Raw genomic sequence first — 21745 nt, forward strand, 5'->3', positions numbered from 1 at the left:
GTTGTGATGTTCGATTTAGTGATCAGAAATGCACGTAGATTAACTGGCGAAACACTGGATATTGGGATCAATGATGGAAAAATCCAGAAAATCGCAACAAGTATCCCAGAAAAAGGAAAAACAGAACAAACGTTGCAGCCAGGGCACTATCTTTCTGCTGGCTGGATCGATGACCATGTCCATTGTTTTGAGGAAATGACTTTATATTATGATTACCCAGACCAGATTGGTGTGAGTAAAGGGGTAACAACGGTTATCGATGCAGGAACAACAGGTGCCGAAAATATCCATCAATTTTATGAACGAGCAAAAAAAGCCAAAACCAATGTGTATGCCTTGTTGAATATTTCAAAGTGGGGCATCGTAGAACAAGATGAATTAGCTGATTTATCCAAGATACAAGCGAATTTGGTCAAAGAAAAATTGACTGAATTTCCAGAATTTATCGTGGGAATCAAAGCTAGAATGAGCAAAACCGTGGTTGGGAATAATGGATTGACACCGCTGGAATGGGCGAAAAAAATTCAAAAAGAGAATCAACAGATTCCTTTGATGGTGCATATTGGCTCTGCCCCACCACATTTAGAAGAAATTTTGCAGCTTCTGGAAAAAGGCGATATCTTGACCCATTGTTTTAATGGGAAAGATAACGGGATTATGGAGAAAGAAACTCATCAGATTAAACCGTTTGTCAAAGATGCCTTAGCCAAAGGGGTGATTTTCGATATTGGTCATGGCACCGACAGTTTTAATTTTGAGGTGGCAAAAGCAGCCTATGACCAAGGAATCAAAGCGGACTCTATTAGCACGGATATCTATATTCGTAATCGAAAGAACGGCCCCGTTTACGATTTAGCGACAACGATGGAAAAATTGCATTTTATCGGCTATTCCTGGTCAGAAATTTTAGAAAAGGTAACTTGTGTGCCGGCTAAAAATTTTCATTTAGGAACGAAAGGTCAGATAGAAGTAGGTTTTGATGCGGATTTTACAATATTTGAATTTGTTGACCAAGAAAAGACGATTACTGACTCGAATGGACAACAGCAAGTGATCGATCAACAAATCAAACCAGTTAGCGTAGTTATTGGGGGAAAGAGTTATGAGTGTAAGTTATGATAAATTTAATTTAAAAGAAGTGATCAATGCTTCAGGCCGGATGACGATTTTAGGTGTTTCCAAAGTATCGGAATCTGTTTTGGCAGCGCAACGCTTTGGCGGCGAACATTTTTTTGAAATGTCAGACCTGAGTGAAAAAACGGGTGCTTATCTGGCGAATCTCTTAGCAGTTGAGGATGTTCAGATCGTTTCTTGTGCTTCTGCTGGTATTGTTCAAGCAGTGGCAGCGGTTATTGGCAAAGGAAGTCTAACTCATGTTTATCATCCTTATTCAACAACTATCAAGAAAAAGGAAATTATTTTACCCAAAGGACACAATGTTGATTACGGCACATCCGTTGAATTAATGATTCAACAAGGTGGGGGGCAAGTAATCGAGGCAGGTTATGCCAATATGTGTAGCTCTGAACATCTTGAAAGCTGTATCACTGAAAATACCGCAGCGATTCTTTATGTCAAAAGTCACCATACGGTTCAAAAAAGTATGTTGTCAGTAGAAGAAGCAGTAGCAGTTGCTCAAAAACATGAAATCCCGTTGATTGTTGATGCAGCAGCAGAAGAGGATTTATTCAAATACACTAAACTAGGAGCGGATCTAGTGATCTATTCGGGTGCAAAGGCGATCGAAGGTCCAAGTGCAGGAATGGTGATTGGAAAGAATCCTTATATACCATGGGTGCGATTACAGTCAAAAGGGATCGGTCGTTCGATGAAAATCGGTAAAGAGAATATTTTAGGATTTACCCAAGCGGTCACCGATTATCTTGAACATGGCAGTGAATCTGGGGAGTCAATGAAGCGCCGTTTACAACCATTTGTTGAAGCGTTGAATCACATTGATCATTTGTCAGCAACTATTGTTCAAGATCCAGCTGGTCGAGAGATTTATCGAGCGAGTGTTAAAATCAGTGATCGTTCTGCACATTCAGTTATTCAGGCACTAAAAGAAAAAAATCCAGCAGTCTATACACGAGATTATCAAGCGAATCATGGTATCATTGAATTTGACATACGTTCGGTCAATCAAGAAGAAATGCAAAAAATCATTGTTCGCCTGCAAGAAATCATGAATGAAACAAAATTATCTTGAGTGAAAAAGGAGAGAAAAAAATGTCACGAATTCCTAACTATTTACACGATCAAGTTTGTTTGAATGTTTTAGCTAATTCTGTTGAAAATGCGGTGGAGTGTTATGAAGCAGCTGAAGGACATATTTTGCTGGGGGTGCTTTCAAAAAACTATGAAACAGACGAAGCAGCTATTGCTGACATGAAAAAGTATCAAGCAGCAACGAATAATGCGCTATCAGTTGGCTTGGGAGCAGGTGATCCAAATCAGAGTCAAATGGTGACTCGTTTGGCAAAAGTCTTGCAACCACAACATGTGAACCAAGTATTTACTGGAGTGGGTGCTTCACGAGCTGTGTTAGGTCAAAATGAAACAGTGGTCAATGGATTAGTTTCACCAACAGGTAAAGAAGGGTATGTCAATATTGCAACCGGTCCTTTAAGTTCTCAAGGTACAGCAGGCGTAGTCACGATTGAAACAGCGATTCGCTTACTACAAGATATGGGAGGAACATCAATCAAGTATTTTCCAATGAAAGGGTTAGCACATCAAAAAGAGTATGAGGCGGTAGCGCAAGCTTGTGCCACTTATGATTTTGCATTAGAACCAACAGGAGGAATTGATTTAACCAACTTTGAAGAGATCCTTCAAATCGCTGTCGATGCCAAGGTGAAAAAGATTATTCCCCATGTCTACAGCTCGATTATTGACCCTGAAACGGGCAATACGAAGCCAGAGGATGTCCGGACATTACTACAAATCATGAAAAAAGTTGTCAGCTAAGATGAAAAAAGGTGAGAAAATGAAATTTGGGGCATTTGGAGAAGTGATGTTGCGATTGACACCTCCAGAACACTTGATGCTAGAACAAACCCATACATTAAGACTGGCATATACCGGAACAGGTGTGAATCTAGTTGGTAATCTAGCTCATTTTGATATGGAGAGTTATCTATTGACGGCTCTGCCCGATAATCGCTTAGGCAGTGCTGCGTTAGCTAACTTAAAAAGTATCGGTGTTGAAACGAAGTATGTAATCCAACAAGAACAACATATCGGTACCTATTTCGCAGAAATGGGGTATGGTGTTCGTCCTACTGAAGTTACTTACCAAAATCGAAAACATAGTTCTTTTGGATTGTCTCAAGAAAATGACTATGGAGTACAGGCGTTTATTGAAACAGTAGATCTTGTGCATATTTGCGGGATCAGTTTGAGTTTGTCTGATCAGTGTGCCGAAACAGCGATTTCTCTTGCCAAGAAAGCTCATGCTCAGGGAAAAAAAGTATGTTTTGATTTCAACTTTCGGCCAACATTGAACCAGGAACAAGATCAAAGAAACATCTTGAAACAACGCTATGAGGAAATTTTACCTTATTGTACGATTTTATTTGGCTCGATCCGTGATTTGACGGAATTATTAGAATGGCGAACAAGCGATTCAACGAAAAATCCTATCGCCTATATCCAATCCTTTTTAGCTTATTATGACATCGAATGGTTTGCTGGTACGAAACGAACCAGCCATGAAGGAAGAAAACAATTAAAAGGATATTTGATCACCGTCACAGAAGACGTTGAAACACCTTTTTACGAGTTATTTGTTTTAGACCGAATTGGTGCAGGGGATGCTTTTGCGGCTGGGATATTATTAGGATATGCGGAAAACTGGTCATTGACTAGAACCGTCGAGTTTGCAACAGGAAATGCTCGTTTGGCTCATGCAATCCAAGGAGATGTTCCGCTCACAACTAGAAAACAGGTTCAACAATTACTAGATGCGCCAGATGTCGATTTGATTCGCTAAGAAATAGTCTTGCGATGAATGGACGAAATAAAATGCATCGGAGCGTTAAAAAAGTCTTGAAACGGGAATCAGTGTTTCAAGACTTTTTGACATCGTCTGAAATATTAAAAGTTAGCTTTTAGTAGATAGCGGATCAGCCAAGAGTTGAATAAGCTGATGGTAAAAATCCAGAAAGGATTGAATAGAGTTGCAACTGTAGCGGTCGTTTTAGATTGCTAACTTTCTCTGTTGTTTTTAGGGTCTAAAAGAAGGAGAAATATTTTTGACAAAAATCTGGGAGAAAAACAGTACAGTTTTTTGTAGGTTTTCGTTTTCTCTTGACTACCACGTAAGCGATCAGTATTATAAGGAACAGATAGAAACAGCCAAATAAAAAAAAGGCACCTCCATTTCTAGTGGCAGCCAGAAACAGAGGTCTTGAAAAAGTCAACCACATTGACCAATCAAGTTTGCCATAGTCAATGGAAACCATCAACTTCGTTTATTGTATCGAATCTCAAAGGAGAAATCTACCTTTTTTGATGAGAAAAATAGATGAACTACATGTGTTTTATTTACTGTGCCATAAATGGATTGGATACGATGTGTCCAGTCCATTTTTTTATCCAAAAACATACACCTGAGGATAACGAGTAAAATGAAGATAGCAAGTGCAACAAATAGGGGAGAGTTTACTTGGGCGAGTAAAGTGCGTCAATGTTGGTTTTGGCTTTTTCAAGGAACATAAAAAAAGCACATGTTTTAGAATAAAAGCATTTGGCTGTTTCTATCGTTTTTCAAGATCAGAACAATAATTGAGTGAGCCGTCGTACCATGAGATAAAACCGATATATTGAAGGAATGCAGATTTTCTTTCAAGTATTGGCTTATTTTTTTGCTATTAGATAAAAAGTTGGTCTTTCTTATTGGTTGTCAAAATGTGATGAATATCAGAAAATAGAACAATTCAAGAAAGCATTTGATTGGGGAGTTCATATACATAAAATTTTTAGCGAAACATTTACAGAGAATGAAACATAACAATTATTTTATCAAATTTTTTGCGAGAAAAGAATGATGCTAGATTCTCGTTAAATGAGTGAATGTTATTGTCAGAACACGATGAAAGCAAGCTTTCTTAATTAAGAAAGTCGTTTCAAATTTAAACATTTATGTTATTTAATATTTTTTTAAAATAAAAAAGATTAAAAAATTTTTCGCCAACAAACACTAGATATAGTGTTTGTTTTCTTATATACCACTAAAAAATCACAAAATCTAGTCTTTTATTTTAAAAAAACAAGTGTAAAATGAAGTTAGACTTTTGAGTTGGGATGTGTTTTTTTGAAACTAACAGTTTTTTGTGGCTCCCGTTTTGGTAATAAAGAAAGCTATAAATTTATTGCCCAAACGTTAGGAAAATATATGGCTCAAGAAGAGATTGAGCTGGTTTATGGTGGATCAGAATCGGGTATCATGGGAGTTTTCAGTCAGACTTTACTAGAAAACAATGGGAAAGTCACTGGTATCTATCCAACAGGGCTTTTTGATTCTGAGTTACCGAATACAAATGTAACAACTTTTATTCCTACCGAGACAATCGACGAACGAAAAGTATTGTTATTTGAACAAGGAGATGCTGTTTTGATCTTTCCTGGAGGATTGGGAACCTTAGAAGAGTTTTCTCAACTTTTATCTTGGATGGCCATTGATTTAACAGCGAAGAAACCAATTGGTATTTTAGATATCGGAGGATATTATGAAGGTTTAAAGACGTTATTAGAAACGTTTGCCAAAGAAGAATTTATGGATGCCAAATGGCTGGATTACGTCTTTTTTTCAAATAACCCATTAGAACTAGTCGATTTATTACGCGCAGAAGTAAGTGAAACACAACAATTATTAGAGGAGGCAAATTAATGAGTCAAATTTATTTAGCAGGTCCATTCTTTTCAGAGGAGCAAGTCGAGCGTGTTGCTCGTATCGAAAAAGCATTGGAAGAAAATCCAACGGTGACTGGTTTTTATTCGCCAAGACATCATCAAGAAAGTAATTATGAAATGTTTAGTGCAGGTTGGGCACAAGAAGTTTATGAAAAAGATATGGCAGAACTAACAGCAGCTGATTACGTAGTAGCTATTTTAGATTATGAACATCAAATCATTGATCCAGGGACAGCTTATGAATTAGGGGCAGCGACAATGATGAAAAAACCAATGATTGTTTTCCAAGAAGAGACTGTTCCAACTAATTTGATGATTACTCAAAGTTTGCATACTTATTTAAAAACAGTTGACGAAGTACGTGACTACGATTTTAAAACATTACCAGTAACGAAATATGTAGGCGAGTACTTATAGAAATAGAAAGAGGAAGGATTGCATGTCAGTGATATTAATTTCAGGAACGATTGGTGCAGGAAAAAGCAGTTTGACAGATATGCTTGCAAAAGAAATCGACTCAAAACCATTTTATGAAAGTGTTGAGGATAATGAAGTGTTACCACTTTTTTATTCAAATCCAGAACAGTATGCTTTTTTATTGCAAATTTTCTTTTTGAATAAACGATTTTTAGCGATGAAAAATGCTTTAGTGGATGATGATAACGTGTTAGACCGTTCGATCTATGAAGATAGCCTGCTATTTCATTTAAATGCAGATCTAGGTCGAGTGACCGATATTGAAGTGCAACAATATGATAATTTATTGGATACGATGCTTAACGAGTTAGATGATGTTGCTCCTAAGAAACGTCCAGACTTGATGGTTCATATCAAAGTGTCCTTGGATACAATGTTGGATCGCATCAAAAAACGGGGTCGTGATTATGAACAGCTAGAAAGTGATGAGACACTTTATGACTATTATCGCTCTTTAAATCAACGTTATGATCAATGGTATGAAGATTTTGATGTTTGTCCGAAGATTCAAATCGATGGTGACCGCTTCGATTTTGTTGAAAAGCCAGAACATGCAAAAGAGGTCATTGAACAAATCCAACAAAAATTAGCAGAATTAAGCGATGCAGAGGCAGGGAAATACTTTACTGAGAATCAACATGCAAAAGGACAAGGACTGGGTCAGTAAACAGTCATAATGTTCCATTTAAAAAAGATGATGACATCGTTCATTTTAAGAAACAAGCTGGAAAACCTCCAAGATAGTCGAAACGATTTGGCGGTTTTTCAGCTTGTTTTCGATAGATCGGTTCCTGAAAAGAAATGATTCGAAAGAACACAGTTCGATAGTAATCAATTTATCAAGGAAAAATCTGTTTTTGGCTAAGTGAAAAAGATAGTAAAAATAGATCAAAAGATTTGAACGTGTCTGTTGACATCTTCAAATCTTTTGACCTATTGGTATCCTGCCATACTTATACAAAATAAGGCCGAGACTTTATTTAACAGTTAAAACATCCGCATGTCTTTCTTTCGTATAGGATTCAAATGACTTAAATGAATCTTTTACAGTTTTATGACAGTGATCGCAAATACTTAAGCTTCCTTGATCACTAAATTCGGTATGAATATTTTTACTGGTTGTACAAGTACAATAATCATGACTATCAAATATACTCATTTTTTTCTCCTTTATCACATTGTGCTTACCCAATATACCAGAAAGAAATGGCAGAAACAAAAAAATTAAGAGAAATTAACAATTTCTCTTAATTCCGGTTAATTCCTAGCGAGTGAGCCATGTCAGCTCTCGTTTTTTTGTACGAAGTGACAAGAAAACAGCCAGAACAGTTGCAAGTTTTTTCAAAAATAAAAGCTGTTCTAAAAGTTTTTCCTTTACTGATCAGGTCAAGTCGGTCTTTTTAGGTCTTTTACAAACTATAAATATTTCCGTCCTGATCTTCGATTCGGTAGTTTCCGATCTTTTTGAAGGTAACGGATACTTCTTTACCATCTTCTTTACCAGAGATGGTATAAGTGTCTGCTTCGGTCTTGATCTTGATATCATTGAGTACTGTTTTTTCTTGAGAAGTACTTGCGGTATCTTTTTCAGTTCCTATATAGGTACGTGTCCATTCCATTTTATGATCGCTAAAAATGATTTGCCCACTGACTAAATTCATGTCTTTGCGGACTTTTAATGAATAGTTACTGTTACTGATATCTTCTTTTTCAGCTTGTAGAGTCGATGAATCTGTCGTTTGGTCTGCTGAGTTACCAGATCCACCGAATAGGCTGCATCCTGATAAAGTAAAACAGCTGACAAGCGAAAGAACCATGATGACTAATTTCTTCAAAATATTTCCTCCATTGTATGATACAGCTTTAACTACAAACGGTGTGAATCCGCTAGTCAACCAAGTTGGCTGGGTTTCTGTCGTTGTGTTTACTGTGACTAATAAATTAGTATAGCTTCTATTATAAGATTTAGGAATACTAGCTTTTGTCTATTCCATTGAAAAAAGGTGTTTATGTCTCTTCTATTCAATCTCATTTCTTTACAGATGTCAACTCCCCTTCAAAAGGACTGGTTTGCTCAGTACAGCAAATAAAGTAGGGGTGTACGAGTAGTTTCCACTAAATAAAACGTTTGCTAAATTAACTTGTAACTGGTGTAAACGTTTGCTATATTGAGTAGGGAACAAGTATTATTTAGCAAATAAACTGAACTCTTTAATAGAAGGTGTGAGTGGATGACAAATTATCAATTTCCAAGTAATTTTTGGTGGGGATCAGCCGCAAGTGGCCCGCAAACAGAAGGTCGTGTTGCTGGCGATGGTAAAGGAGAGAATATTTTTGATTATTGGTTTAGCCAAGAACCAGAAAAGTTCTTTGATCAAGTAGGTCCTGAAAAAACATCACAAGTGTACACGAAGTATAAAGAAGACGTTCAATTAATGAAACAAACTGGACACAATAGTTTTCGTACTTCGATCCAATGGAGTCGCCTGATTCCTGAAGGGACTGGCGAAGTGAATCAACAAGCTGTTGATTTTTACCATGCGTATTTCGATGAATTGATCGCTAATGGCATTGAACCATTTGTGAATTTATATCATTTTGATATGCCGATGCCTTTGCAAGAAAAAGGCGGATGGCTCAATCGGGAAACGGTTGAAGCGTATGAAAGGTATGCTAAGATTTGTTTTGAATTATTTGGGACGAAAATCAAAAAATGGTTTACCCATAATGAGCCAATCGTGCCAGTTGAAGCTGGGTATCTTTACCGTTGGCATTACCCGGAAGAGTCCGATATGAAAAAGGCGATCCAAGTAGGCTATCATGAAGCGCTGGCTTCTGCATTAGCCGTCAAAGCATATCATTCCATGGCATTAGATGGCTCAATCGGAATCATTTTGAATCTAACACCAAGCTATCCTAGGGATGAAAACAACCCAGAAGATGTCAAAGCAGCTAAATTAGCTGATGCCTTTTTTAATCGTTCGTTTCTTGATCCAGCAGTTAAAGGTGAGTTCCCACCAGAATTGATCGCCATTGTGAAAGAATTAGACATGGTACCAGCGATGCAAGAAGATGACTTAGCGATCATTAAAGAAAATACGATTGACTTATTAGGGATCAATTATTACCAACCAAGAAGAGTCAAAGCAAAAGAAACACCGATTGATCATGAAAATGGACCAATGCCAGAAGATTATTTTGATAATTATGAAATGCCACATCGTAAAATGAATCCTTATCGTGGTTGGGAAATTTATGAAAAGGGAATTTATGATATCTTAATCAATGTTCGAGACCATTATGGTAATATTGACTGTTTCATTTCTGAAAACGGTATGGGTGTTGAAAATGAAGCACGTTTTATCGAAGAAGATGGGATGATCCACGATGATTATCGCATTGAATTTGTCCAAGAACATCTAAAATATGTTCATCAAGCAATCGAAGAAGGTGCTAATTGCTTGGGGTATCATATGTGGACGTGTATGGATAACTGGTCGTGGACCAATGCTTACAAAAATCGTTATGGATTTATTTCCGTTGATTTAGCAAATGATGGTAAACGGACGATCAAAAAATCTGGTCACTGGTTTAAAAAACTATCTGATACCAACCAATTTACAATATAAAAAAGTCAACGTTCCTCTTGCTCCGTTTAATAAACGGTCAAGAGGAATATTTTTGTTTGTTTGAAAAATTAGAATACAATGAAAACGCTTTTGAATGTATATAAATAAAGAATGTTATTTGATATCTTTATAAAGTAAGTATGCTTTTTAAGTGATTTTTTTAGTTTTTATCAATTGTAACCGTTTCTATATGATTAAAATACGAACGTTATCTTTTTTTGAGGAAGTGTGAGCAGATGGTTTTCTTTTCAAGATATTTACACAGAATTAAATCAATCTACACATAGAAGCGTTAGCATTGATTATAAGGTAGAAATTATTAACACCTGTAAAAAGAAATTTTATTACGTGAGGGGCTATGAAAAATGATTGAGGTTATCAATCTGAAGAAAGTATTCGATAATGGGTTTGAAGCACTGAAGTCTGTTGATTTTCAAATCGAAAAAGGGGATTTGGTTTGTTTGCTTGGCCCTAGTGGTTGTGGAAAATCAACGATTTTGAATTTGATTGCGGGGTTATTAAGCCCTAGTCATGGGGACATTCGTTTTAGTGGAGAGTCGGTGGTACGAACGGAACCGAAAGATCGGAATATTGGTTTTGTATTTCAAAATTATGCTTTATACCCGCATATGACTGTGGTTGAGAATATTATGTTTCCATTGACGGTTGGCGAAAACAAAATCAAAAAAGCGGAAGCTAAAAAAATATCACAGGAATATATGAAACTAACGAATATCGAAGAACTCCAAGATAAAAAACCAGGGACTTTATCAGGTGGACAACAACAACGTGTGGCTATTACACGAGCCTTAGTCCAGAAACCAGAAGTTTTATTATTAGACGAGCCCTTAAGTAATTTGGATGCACGCTTGCGATTAAAGATACGAGAAGAAATCCGTCGTTTGGTAAAAGAAGTTGGAATCACTACGATTTTTGTGACGCATGATCAAGAAGAAGCACTTTCGATTAGTGACAAAATCATTTTACTGAATGAAGGTGTGATTCAACAAAATGATATTCCGCAGAATTTATACTTAGACCCGGCTAACCTGTTTGTTGCCAATTTTATCGGTAACCCGATCATCAATACGTTACCGGTCGAGGTCAATGTTCGTGAAGGGAAAATCAGCCATACGAATTTTCAAATTCCTCTGACGAAACTGGAATCCGCTCAATTAAGAAAACCATTAGTAGATGGAAAATATATCTTAGGGATTCGACCAGAAGACGTTTTTCCAACGACTAACGGATTGTTCGAAGTACAAGTTTCTGGAGTTGAATTGATCGGACGTGAACAGATTTTGAATTTTTCGCTCGCTGCGAAACGTCTGAAATCGATCGTTAGTATTGAAAAGCTCATCGAAGAAGATACGGTACTTTCTTTTGATTTCCAGTACCATAAAATGTTTCTTTTCGATGACCAAGGGGAGCGGGTGTACTAATGTTCAAAAAAGCATATGATCCAGAAAATCAACCGAAAGCTTGGTTCTTCTTACTGCCATCATTGGTCATTATTGTTTTGTTCAGTATCTATCCGTTGTTCCGTTCACTAGCGATGAGCTTTCAAAAAGGCTCCTTAATCAATCAACAATTTGCAGGAATTGAGAATTATCAGCGTGTGTTGTCAGACCCAGTCTTTATCAAAGCATTAAGAAACACCGCATTGTTTGCTTTTACAGTTGTTCCTATTTCATTGCTCCTTTCACTGGGAATCGCTTGGGTGATCTTTGAAAAAGTGAAACATAAGACTTTTTTTGAAACGATTTTTTTCATGCCTTATGTGACAAGTACGATTGCTATCGGGATCGTCTTTCGCTATTTTTTCAACGGGTCCTATGGGCTCATTAATTATTTGCTGAATTTTTTAGGATTTGAATCAATCAACTGGTTAGATAATGTTTCGATGAGTATGACAACGTTGATCATCTTTGGGGTTTGGACCAGTCTCGCATTCAATATCATTATCTTATTGGCTGGTTTAAGAAATATTGACGAAGAGCATTATAAAATTGCTCGAATGTTTGGAGCAGATGCTTGGGAGATTTTTAGTCGGATCACGTTTCCTCAATTGATCCCAACGATCACCTTCTTATTAACTGTTAACATCATCGGAGCGTTTAAAGTCTATACTCAAGTCTATGCTTTGTTTGGTGGGCAGCCAGGGATCGCCAAAAGTGCTACGACAGCGGTCTTTTATATTTACGATAAATTCCACATCGCTGGTCGACCAGGGATCGCTATGGCGGCGACGGTCATTTTGTTCCTCGTCATTTTACTGATCACATTTATTCAAAATAAATTGTTGAAGAAAGTAGGGAGAAGAGGATGAAAAAAGTTGTTACAGGACTCTCATTGCTATTTATCGGAATTTTAGGGATCGTAACGATTTTTCCATTTATTTATATGATTTTAGCTGGGTTGATGACATATGGTGAGGCAACGAGTATTCCGCCAACCTTACTGCCAACATCATTTCAATGGGGAAATTATACGGAGGTATTTGAAAAAGCACCATTTTTACGTTATTTCTTCAATACCGTCTTTGTTTCGTTAGTAACTACGATCGCTACAGTCATCACATCTGTTTTAGCGGCTTTTGCGTTAACAAGTCTGGAATTTCGTTTTAAAAAATTGATTATCGGGATCATGATCTCATTACTAATGGTTCCTTATGAGTCCATTATTTTTACGAATTATAATACGATTTCACGAATGGGATTACTAAACAGCTATAGTGCATTGATCATTCCTTTCTTGACCAGTATTTTTTATATTTATTATTTGAACGGGTATTTAAAGAGTATCTCCAGTACCTTTTATAAAGCAGCTAAAATCGATGGTGCCAGTGATCTAGAGTATATTTGGAAAATTTTAGTGCCGATGTCTAAACCAGCATTAGTCACGGTGGGTATCTTGACATTTATTTCAAGTTGGAATTCATTTTTATGGCCACTGCTTGTGACGAACGAGAAAAAATTCCGCCTGTTAAATAATGGTTTAGCCGCTTTTACCTCTGAAAGTGGGAGTGACGTTCATTTACAAATGGCGGCGGCGACGTTAACAGTTATCCCGATTTTGATTATTTATTTGATTTTTAGAAAAGAAATTATACGAGGAGTGGCGAAAAATGGAATCAAAGGATAAAACAGTGATTACTTTCCATAGCGGAATCTTAACGATCGGTGGAACGATCATTGAAGTTGCCTACCGCGATTCACACATCTTTTTTGATTTTGGCACAGAGTACCGTCCAGAATTAGACTTAGCTGATGAATCTTTAAATACATTGCTTGAGCATCGATTGATTCCTGACTTGAATGGATTATATGATCCAAGGCTGTTTGATCAAGTACAGCACATACAAGCAGGAGAAAGAGCGCCGTATCAGCATACAGCCGTTTTCTTATCTCACGCTCATTTAGATCATTCAAAAATGATCAATTATCTTGATCCAGCAATTCCTTTATACACTTTAAATGAAACGAAGCAAATCTTACATTCCCTTCATCGAAACAACGATTTCTTGATTCCTTCTCCTTTTGAAAAAGAAGGGTTTGTACGTGAAATGAATGGATTATCTCCTTATGAAACTGTCCAGATCGGAGAAATCAGTGTGGAGATTCTACCAGTCGATCATGATGCGTATGGTGCAGCTGCTTTACTAATCAAAACGCCTGACCGATTCTTGACTTACACTGGTGACTTGCGTCTTCATGGATATGACCGGCAAATGACAGAAACGTTTTGTCAAAAATCATTTCAGACTGACTTATTGATGATGGAAGGCGTCAGCATCAGTTTTCCTGACCGAGAAATAAGCGAACAAACGCCAATTGCTACGGAAGAAGAGCTAGTTCAGCGCTTTTGTGAACTGGTCGATCAATATCCTAATCGTCAAATTACTTTCAATGGGTACCCAGCAAACCTTAAACGCTTTGAAATGCTGGTGAAACAATCCCCGCGAACGATGGTTTTAGAAGCGAATATGGCTGCATTAATGAAAGAAGTTCTAGGAATGGATGTGCCCTATTACTATTTAACGGATAGTCCAGTCATTCCGATTCTTCAGTCAGAATTAGAATATCCCTACGAAGTTTTACGCAACGATGAAACAACTTTTGTTTGGCAAGTCGTTGATAATATAGAAAACTTGCAAGGAGGAGGTTTATACATTCATAGTGATGCCCAACCATTGGGAGATTTTGATCCACAATATGCTGTCTTTTTAAAGATTTTAGCTGAAAAGCAAGTTGAATTTGTTCGATTATCGCTGTCTGGACACGCGTTTCCGGCTGATTTAGCTGAAATCATCGACAAGATACAACCAAAAGTGTTAGTGCCGATCCATACGTTAAAACCCGAGAAATTAGTCAATCCTTATGGAGAAAGAATTTTGCCAAAACGTGGCGAACAAATTATTTTATAAGAGAAAAGGGAGAGTAAAAAGAAGATGAAAATGAAAAAATGGGCTTCTGTGTTTGTGGCTGCAGCAGCAGTATTTGCGTTAAGTGCTTGTGGAAAGAATGAAAAGGTAGATAGTTCAAGTGAGGATATCGTAACAGAAATCAATGAAAAGACAACGATCAACTTCTGGCATGCGATGAATGGTGCGCAAGAAGAAGCATTAACGAAACTTACAGATGACTTCATGAAAGAAAATCCTAATATCAAGGTAGAGTTGCAAAATCAATCGCAATATTCGGATCTTCAAGCAAAAATCAATTCGACATTACCTTCACCTAAGGATCTGCCGACAATCACTCAAGCTTATCCAGGATGGCTATGGAATGCCGCTCAAGATGAGATGTTGGTTGATTTAAACCCTTATATCGAAAATGATACGATTGGCTGGAAGGATCAGGAAGAAATCCGTGATTCATTATTAGAAGGTGCTAAAATTGATGACAAGCAATATGGTATCCCTTTTAACAAATCAACGGAAATGCTTTTCTACAATGCAGATCTATTAAAACAATATAACGTTGAAGTGCCGACGACACTAGCAGAATTAAAAGAAGCTTCAAAAACGATCTATGAAAAATCAGATGGGCAAGTGGTGGGTGCTGGGTTTGATTCATTGAATAACTACTATGCGATCGGTATGAAAAATCAAGGTGTTGATTTTGACAAAGACTTAGCTTTAGATGGGAAAGAATCACAAAAAGTGATCGATTACTATGCTGAGGGCGTCAAAGATGGTTATTTCCGAATTGCTGGATCGGATAAGTACTTGTCAGGTCCTTTTGCAAATGAACAAGTGGCAATGTTTGTTGGCTCGATTGCTGGAGAAGGTTATGTGAAAAAAGATACTGAAGGAAAATTTGAGTATGGCGTTGCGCCACGTCCTGAAAAAATCAATTTGCAACAAGGAACGGATATCTATATGTTCAGTAGTGCCAGTGCTGAAAAACGCACAGCTGCTTTTGAATATATGAAATTTTTAGCGCAACCGGAAAACCAACTGTATTGGGCAAATATGACTGGTTATATGCCAATCGTTGAATCGGTTCTTGAAAGTGATGAATACAAGAATTCTACAGAAACAAAAGTACCACAATATTTAGAAGCAGCTACTTCTGATCTATTCTCGATCCCTGTGATTGAAAACGCAGATCCTGCTTATAATGAGGTACGTTCGATCATGGAAAACATTTTATCGAATACGAATCAAGATACGAAGAAACTGATAAAAGATTCCGTTCCTCAATTGGAAGATGCTTGGAATCAATAAACAATCGAACGAAAGAACGTTAAGAACGTTAGCTTGTTTGCTTTAGGCGGTTGTGACAAAAGTGTTTAACATCAAGAAATAAGAAGGAGTTTCCGAAATTTTCTTCTCAAATTTTGGGTCAATTTCGGCTTATTTTTCGAAGATGCTGCTTTTGTCTCGCTGTGAACAAGAGGCTGTGAGAGAAGCGTTTAGCTCCGAGCGAATAAGAGAGGATTTTTTAAAATAGTTCCTCATATTTTAGAAAATCATCGCTTATTGTTGAGGAGTTGCTTCTTGAACGCCGTTTAGCAAGAGGTCGTGAAAACATCGGGTAGCTCTGATGACAATAAGAAAGAATTTTTTGAAACAGCTTCTCATGTTTTGAAAAATTCAGGCTTATTTCAAGGAGCTGATGTTTGAACACCGTTTATTCGTTTTTAGAGAGACTAAAAGAGACTGAGGCAAGTTTTGGTTCAGTCTCATGAAATGGGAGACAAGTATGAAAATAACATTGTTAGCAACTAGTGACGTCCATGGATATATCTATCCAACGAACTATGCGACGGATCAAGAACAACCTTATGGCTATGCAAAAATTGCCAGTAGGATCAAACAAATCAGAGAAACTAGCCCAGACCCTCTTTATGTCATTGATAACGGTGACTTCATTCAGGGGTCACCTTTTAGTTACTACTTAGCAAAACAACAAGATCACCACGTCTCAGAATTAACAAGTGTCTTAAATGAAATGGATGTGGATGCTAGTATATTAGGAAATCATGAATTTAATTATGGCTTATCTTACTTAGAACAAGCTATCGCTAGTTATCATCATCCTGTCTTATCTGCTAATATTTTAACGAGCAAAGGCGATCCTTATTTTGGACAGCCCTATGTGATGATTGAAAAACAAGGGATCAAAGTGGCGATTTTAGGGTTGACCACGCAATATATCCCCCATTGGGAACAACCTGAAACAATTAAAGACCTACAATTTGTTTCTGCAGTTGAAGCAGCAAAACAGTATGTACCTAAACTTAGAGAATTAGCAGATGTAGTGGTTGTAGCTTATCATGGTGGATTCGAGAGAGATTTAGAGACTGGCGAACCCACCGAAGCATTGACTGGCGAAAATGAAGGCTTCCAACTACTCCAAGAAGTAGCTGGGATGGATGCGTTGATTACTGGGCACCAACATCGAGTGATTGCTGCGAAGGTAAATGGTGTGCCGATTATCCAACCGGGCTATCGTGGCGAATTTTTAGGTAAAATCGAATTATCCTTGGAACGAACGGTTAATGGCTATCGTGTTTCGGACGGAAAAGCAGAACTGATTTCCTTAGTAACTGACGAGGCAGATGAAGACATTCTTTCACTTGTTCAAAAAACAGAAAATGAATTGCAAACATGGCTTGATCAACCAGTGGGAGAGGTACAAGGAGACATGAAAATCACTGATCCGATGCAAGCACGAATCGTGGAACATCCTTATATTGAGTTTATTAATCGGGTGCAAATGGCTGCCAGCGGAGTATCGATTTCTGGAACGGCTCTGTTCAACAATGAAGGTCAAGGATTCAATGAAACTATTACAATGAGAGAAATTATTACCAATTATATTTATCCTAATACTTTAGCAGTTCTTAAAATTACAGGGCAGGATCTAAGAGATGCCTTAGAACAAACAGCAAACTTCTTGGCAATAGAATCAGGCGAGATCGTATTTAATCCTGCGTTCATTGAACCTAAACCACAGTATTATAATTATGACATGTATGAGGGCATTGATTATGAGATCGATTTACGTCAACCAGTAGGGCAAAGGATCACTAAATTAGCCAGAGCAGGCAAACCGATCCATCCTGAGGAAGAGCTGGAAGTAGTCATGAATCAGTACAGAGCGGTCGGTGGTGGGAATTATCACATGTTTTCTGCCGATAAAATCATTCGTGAAATCCAAATCGATATGACTGAACTGATTGCTGATTATTTAAGAAAACATCAACAAATTCATGCTGAAGTAAATCATAACTTTCGGGTAATCAAGTAAACAAGGGGGACAGAAATTAGTGAAATTTGTCTATTCAAGTCTATTCAAGAAAAGAGCAAGCCAAAACGAAGGTAAATAAATCGAAGCATGCAATTAACAAAATTGTTTATCAAAACTAATCCAAAAGGTAATTGTTGTAAATGATTAACAGTCTCAAGTGTTGTAAGTTTCAGGTTATTTTCAATGTACTTATAACGTTTTTTTGGTGAAAGTATGATCTTAGAAACGTTCTAAATTTGCTTTACTATAAATTTAGTTACAACCTTTTTTATAAAACGATCCATCAGTATGGGTTATTTATAAAAAAATTTCCGTTATTTAATATCTTTTTTTACTTTTTTGTCTTTACTCTTCATTTTTTGTATATAATGGAATAGGCAAATTTGAATGGGAGTGGAGAAAGGTATGAGAAAAAAACGTCCTTTTCTTCTCTTTTGGTTAGTTGGTTTTTTCTTACTGCTTTTTTTATCAGCCGCAGTTTCAGGAAAAATGACAGCAGATATCGCTCAACTAGAAACAGAAAAAATCATTGCAAGTAAAGAATCAGTAGATAAATTTAAAAAAGAATTTTCTACTTATTGGTGGAAGGATTACAAGATAGTAGCCAACTATGATAAGGGAGAATTAGAGCTTTATTTGCCAAAAGACAAGGAAAGTAATCAGTTTATCAATATTGATGATGTCTTAAGTGCTATTTCGTTAAGACAATATCAATTCAACGATAAACATTTGACCGTCTTACTTTTAACCAATGACGGAGAAAAACTAGCTCGATTAAAGAACGGAAAAGTAATAACCAGCTATTCAGATAAGGTGAATCGTGAGGTTGTTAGTACCCGTCTGAAAGATTGGATAAAAATGAATAAAGAAGTCAAAGAAAATTCTGATACGACTCAGGTTGAGCCGACTCAGGAAAGTTCTTCTGAACGTTCGGAAACAATTCAAAGTACGACCCAAAGTAAGTCCAAGACGCAATCGAGTCGTACAACTAAAAATAGCACAAAAAACAGCAAAGCAAGTCAGCAACAGAAGGCAAAGTAACACGAGTATTTTAGTAAGAGTACACAAACTGGGAAATAGATGAGACAGCCCGTCTTTTCCAGCTCAAGTACTGAGAGGTGCATGATAGTCATTCATTTGAAATGATGAAAGTTCATTTGTTTTTACTAAGTTACTGTTTTCTGCTGAATCTTTGACTGATTGTTCTTGCTTCATTCGATAACTAGAACTATTGTAGTTCAGGTTGACCAAAACAAAAACAGCTAACAAAAACTCCTCAGGATGGACATATTTAGTCCGAGGGGTTCTTTTTTTTTGGCATAGATATCCATAATTGCTCCCTTCATTTCTAAAAAAAATCTTAAAATAACCCTTTTTTTAGGAAATTTTCATTTTTTAGGAGCAGAATAAAAAAAAATAAAAGAGAGAAGTGATACTTGTGACACATTTGAAAAAATTGTGCCAAAATCGTTTGCTGATTGTTTTGACAGCTAGTTTTTTCTTTTGGCTGAAAACGATCTTTGCCTATTACGTTGATTTTTCATTGGGCGTTGAAGGCAGCATCCAATACTTTATTCTGTGGATTAATCCAATTGCAACGACATTGTTGTTTTTTGGTTTAGCATTATATATAAAAAAATTGAAACCCGCATTGATTGTTCTTTTAATCATTGATATTTTAAATACGCTTTTGCTTTATTTGAATATTATTTTTTATCGAGAATTTACAGATTTCGTGACCGTAAAGTCTATTCTAGGCTTTTCTAAAGTTTCGCAAGGTTTATCAGGAAGTTCCTTTGCATTAATGAGACCTCATGACATTTTGTATTGGTTGGATATATTAGTATTTGTAGGACTCATCATCTGGATGTTTGTTAAAAAAATACCAGTAAAAAGTCCTGCAGTCTCTAAACCAGTGGCGATCGCAGTCACTTGTCTGTCAGCGTTGATTTTTTCAGGAAATTTAGCGCTTAGTGAAGCAAATCGTCCCCAATTGTTGCAACGGACGTTTGACCGTTCTTACATCGTCAAATATTTGGGAATCGATGCCTATACTATTTACGATGCTATCAAAACTGGGATGACAAGTAGTGTTCGTGCGCATGCAAGTAGTAATGGTGTGGAAGAAGTGAGAAAATACACCGAAAATCATTATGCTGCTCCTAATCCAGCAACATTTGGCGTGGCTAAAGGGAAAAACATCATTGTCCTGCATTTAGAAAGCTTCCAACAATTTCTAATCAATATGAAGGTAGATGGTCAAGAAGTAACGCCATTCTTAAATAGTATCTATAAGAATCAATCAACGATCAGCTTTGACAATTTCTTCCATGAAGTTGGACAAGGAAAAACAAGTGATGCAGAAAATATGTTAGAGACGGGAACTTTTGGTTTACCACAAGGTTCTTTGTTTACCGAGTTAGGTTCAGATAACACGTTCCAAGCTGCTCCAGCAATCTTGGCGCAACAGCAAGGTTATACGAGCGCGGTTTTCCATGGGAATGTCGGGAGCTTCTGGAACCGAGATCATGTGTATAAAAATTTAGGCTATGACAACTTCTTTGATCGTTCTTATTTCAATAGTTCAGATGAAACGTTGGGATATGGTATTTTAGATAAGGACTTATTCAGAGAATCAGCTAAATATTTGGAACATTTACAACAACCGTTCTATACTAAGTTTCTTTCGGTAACCAATCATACGCCATACTATACAGACGATAAACATTTTAATTTCCCATCATTGAAGACTGGCAATAGCAGAGTAGATGATTACGTCCGGACAGCTCATTATTTAGATCAATCGTTGGAACAATTCTTTACGTATTTGAAAAAATCCGGTATCTATCAAAATTCGATGTTTGTCATCTACGGAGATCATTTTGGAATATCCAATACGGATAATAAAGACTTGGCGAAAGCCTTAGGAAAAGACCCTACTACTTGGGATGATTTTGATAATGCTCAAATGCAGCGAGTGCCATTGATGTTCCACATTCCAGGTTATAAAAAAGGTGAGATCAATCATGAATATGGTGGCGAAATTGATGTGTTACCTACCCTGTTACACTTAGTAGGAATCAATGATAAAGACTATATCCATTTTGGTACAGATTTGCTTTCACCACAGCATGATCAGTTGGTTGCCTTTAGAAATGGTAATTTTGTGACACCTAAATATACCGTTTTAGATGGAAAAACTTATGATAACCAAACAGGGGAAATCATTGATCCTAAAAAAGCTGGTATCCAAAAAGAAGTGGAAAAAGATCAGAATCAAGTCAAAACGGCTTTAAGTTTATCTGATAAGTTGAATCAAGAGAATCTATTACGTTTCTATGTACCAGATAACTTTAAAACGATTGATCCTAAAAAGTATGATTATAAAAATGATGCAGAGAAAAATGAAACCATTGAAAAACAAAAAGGAAGCAAGTCCACGAGTGTTTATTCTAAAAATGGAAATAAAACAACGACTAACCTTTACCCTGCAGAAACAGATGATAATAATTAAATGAATAGTTGATAAAACTTCCAAAAAAGTCGATTTGTTTTCACTTTTTTGGAAGTTTTTTTTATATAATTCGTAAACTTTTTTATTTTAGCGTATGTAATTAGTGAAGGAAACAAATTTTTTACAGCGATTCTTTTGGAAGTGAAAAATCCGAGGAAATTTGGATAGGTGTAAAAAATGATGGCTGAATTCAGTTGAATCAAATAAAAATAGAAAAGGAAAATAGGATAAACTTGTCAGCTATAGGTTGACCGAAGAATAAAAATCAGAAACAACAAGGAGGGGAAACGTTTAATCAAAACAACAACTGGCAATGAACGAACATGTACATATAGAAGCACAGATCCAAGCAGCTAATTTATTTTTCAACACTTTGGCTAAACATTTCTTATCATACAAACGGTCATGTGATACGTGTTGTAGAAGTGTTACAAGAAGGATGAAAGATC

General features: G+C 36.7%; 19 protein-coding genes. 16 read left to right on the forward strand and 3 right to left on the reverse strand.

What is annotated here, in order from left to right:
• The first annotated feature begins 6 nt into the window (after positions 1-6).
• The 7 genes from IGJ11_RS02805 (at position 7) to IGJ11_RS02835 (ending at position 7060) form a co-directional block, all read left to right on the forward strand.
• Positions 7-1119 carry an amidohydrolase/deacetylase family metallohydrolase gene (locus tag IGJ11_RS02805; protein WP_207432976.1) on the forward strand — a complete coding sequence of 371 codons (1113 nt, stop codon included), beginning with the start codon at positions 7-9 and terminating at the stop codon, positions 1117-1119.
• Positions 1103-2209, forward strand: coding sequence for a DgaE family pyridoxal phosphate-dependent ammonia lyase (locus IGJ11_RS02810; protein WP_207432980.1), 1107 nt, complete (start codon positions 1103-1105; stop codon positions 2207-2209). The genes IGJ11_RS02805 and IGJ11_RS02810 overlap by 17 nt, the downstream gene beginning before the upstream one ends.
• 20 nt (positions 2210-2229) lie before the next feature.
• Complete coding sequence (gene dagF / locus IGJ11_RS02815; protein WP_010719929.1) at positions 2230-2970, forward strand: 2-dehydro-3-deoxy-phosphogluconate aldolase; 741 nt, start codon at positions 2230-2232, stop codon at positions 2968-2970.
• A gap of 19 nt (positions 2971-2989) precedes the next feature.
• The gene (locus IGJ11_RS02820) at positions 2990-3994 is read left to right on the forward strand and encodes a sugar kinase (protein ID WP_207432983.1); all 1005 of its coding nucleotides are present in this window, start codon (positions 2990-2992) and stop codon (positions 3992-3994) included.
• Between the two features lie 1323 nt (positions 3995-5317).
• Positions 5318-5893, forward strand: a complete 576-nt coding sequence (locus tag IGJ11_RS02825; RefSeq protein ID WP_063626655.1) for a TIGR00730 family Rossman fold protein — start codon at positions 5318-5320, stop codon at positions 5891-5893.
• Positions 5893-6333 (forward strand): nucleoside 2-deoxyribosyltransferase, encoded by a 441-nt coding sequence (locus IGJ11_RS02830; RefSeq protein WP_010719926.1) that lies wholly within the window; start codon positions 5893-5895, stop codon positions 6331-6333. Before IGJ11_RS02825 ends, IGJ11_RS02830 begins: the two co-directional genes overlap by 1 nt.
• A 22-nt stretch (positions 6334-6355) precedes the next feature.
• Entirely contained in the window at positions 6356-7060 is a 705-nt protein-coding gene (locus IGJ11_RS02835; RefSeq protein WP_207432987.1) for a deoxynucleoside kinase, read from the forward strand.
• A 309-nt stretch (positions 7061-7369) separates the two neighbouring features.
• On the opposite strand, the gene IGJ11_RS02840 is transcribed toward IGJ11_RS02835, so the two are convergent.
• Together IGJ11_RS02840 and IGJ11_RS02845 are read right to left on the reverse strand one after the other, a co-directional pair.
• Positions 7370-7552: a hypothetical protein gene (locus IGJ11_RS02840; RefSeq protein ID WP_010719924.1), complete on the reverse strand. Its 183-nt coding sequence runs from the start codon at positions 7550-7552 to the stop codon at positions 7370-7372.
• A gap of 250 nt (positions 7553-7802) precedes the next feature.
• Positions 7803-8228: a hypothetical protein gene (locus IGJ11_RS02845; protein ID WP_207432991.1), complete on the reverse strand. Its 426-nt coding sequence runs from the start codon at positions 8226-8228 to the stop codon at positions 7803-7805.
• A gap of 396 nt (positions 8229-8624) precedes the next feature.
• On the opposite strand from IGJ11_RS02845, the gene IGJ11_RS02850 reads away from it, so the two are divergent.
• The 8 genes from IGJ11_RS02850 to IGJ11_RS02885 all read left to right on the forward strand — a co-directional run bounded on the left by IGJ11_RS02850 (position 8625) and on the right by IGJ11_RS02885 (position 18823).
• Entirely contained in the window at positions 8625-10022 is a 1398-nt protein-coding gene (locus IGJ11_RS02850) for a glycoside hydrolase family 1 protein (protein ID WP_207432994.1), read from the forward strand.
• 365 nt (positions 10023-10387) lie between these two features.
• On the forward strand, positions 10388-11464 hold the full coding sequence (locus IGJ11_RS02855; RefSeq protein ID WP_207432999.1) for an ABC transporter ATP-binding protein: 1077 nt from the start codon (positions 10388-10390) through the stop codon (positions 11462-11464).
• On the forward strand, positions 11464-12351 hold the full coding sequence (locus IGJ11_RS02860; RefSeq protein WP_010719920.1) for a carbohydrate ABC transporter permease: 888 nt from the start codon (positions 11464-11466) through the stop codon (positions 12349-12351). The genes IGJ11_RS02855 and IGJ11_RS02860 overlap by 1 nt, the downstream gene beginning before the upstream one ends.
• Entirely contained in the window at positions 12348-13166 is an 819-nt protein-coding gene (locus IGJ11_RS02865; protein WP_207433003.1) for a carbohydrate ABC transporter permease, read from the forward strand. Before IGJ11_RS02860 ends, IGJ11_RS02865 begins: the two co-directional genes overlap by 4 nt.
• Entirely contained in the window at positions 13150-14448 is a 1299-nt protein-coding gene (locus IGJ11_RS02870) for an MBL fold metallo-hydrolase (protein ID WP_207433007.1), read from the forward strand. The genes IGJ11_RS02865 and IGJ11_RS02870 overlap by 17 nt, the downstream gene beginning before the upstream one ends.
• 24 nt (positions 14449-14472) lie before the next feature.
• Complete coding sequence (locus IGJ11_RS02875; protein WP_063626665.1) at positions 14473-15753, forward strand: extracellular solute-binding protein; 1281 nt, start codon at positions 14473-14475, stop codon at positions 15751-15753.
• Positions 15754-16231: 478 nt separating this feature from the next.
• Positions 16232-17782: a bifunctional metallophosphatase/5'-nucleotidase gene (locus IGJ11_RS02880; protein WP_207433009.1), complete on the forward strand. Its 1551-nt coding sequence runs from the start codon at positions 16232-16234 to the stop codon at positions 17780-17782.
• Positions 17783-18187: 405 nt separating this feature from the next.
• Positions 18188-18823 carry a hypothetical protein gene (locus tag IGJ11_RS02885; protein WP_053765869.1) on the forward strand — a complete coding sequence of 212 codons (636 nt, stop codon included), beginning with the start codon at positions 18188-18190 and terminating at the stop codon, positions 18821-18823.
• A 63-nt stretch (positions 18824-18886) separates the two neighbouring features.
• Here IGJ11_RS02885 and IGJ11_RS02890 read toward each other — a convergent pair whose 3' ends face one another.
• Positions 18887-19033 carry a hypothetical protein gene (locus IGJ11_RS02890; RefSeq protein WP_438772318.1) on the reverse strand — a complete coding sequence of 49 codons (147 nt, stop codon included), beginning with the start codon at positions 19031-19033 and terminating at the stop codon, positions 18887-18889.
• A 187-nt stretch (positions 19034-19220) separates the two neighbouring features.
• On the opposite strand from IGJ11_RS02890, the gene IGJ11_RS02895 reads away from it, so the two are divergent.
• A complete protein-coding gene (locus IGJ11_RS02895) occupies positions 19221-21296 on the forward strand; it encodes an LTA synthase family protein (protein WP_207433011.1) in 2076 nt (691 codons plus the stop codon).
• Positions 21297-21745: the final 449 nt, after the last annotated feature.

The sequence above is a fragment of the Enterococcus sp. DIV0691 genome (assembly GCF_051711145.1).
Taxonomy (GTDB): Bacteria; Bacillota; Bacilli; order Lactobacillales; family Enterococcaceae; genus Enterococcus_B; species Enterococcus_B hirae.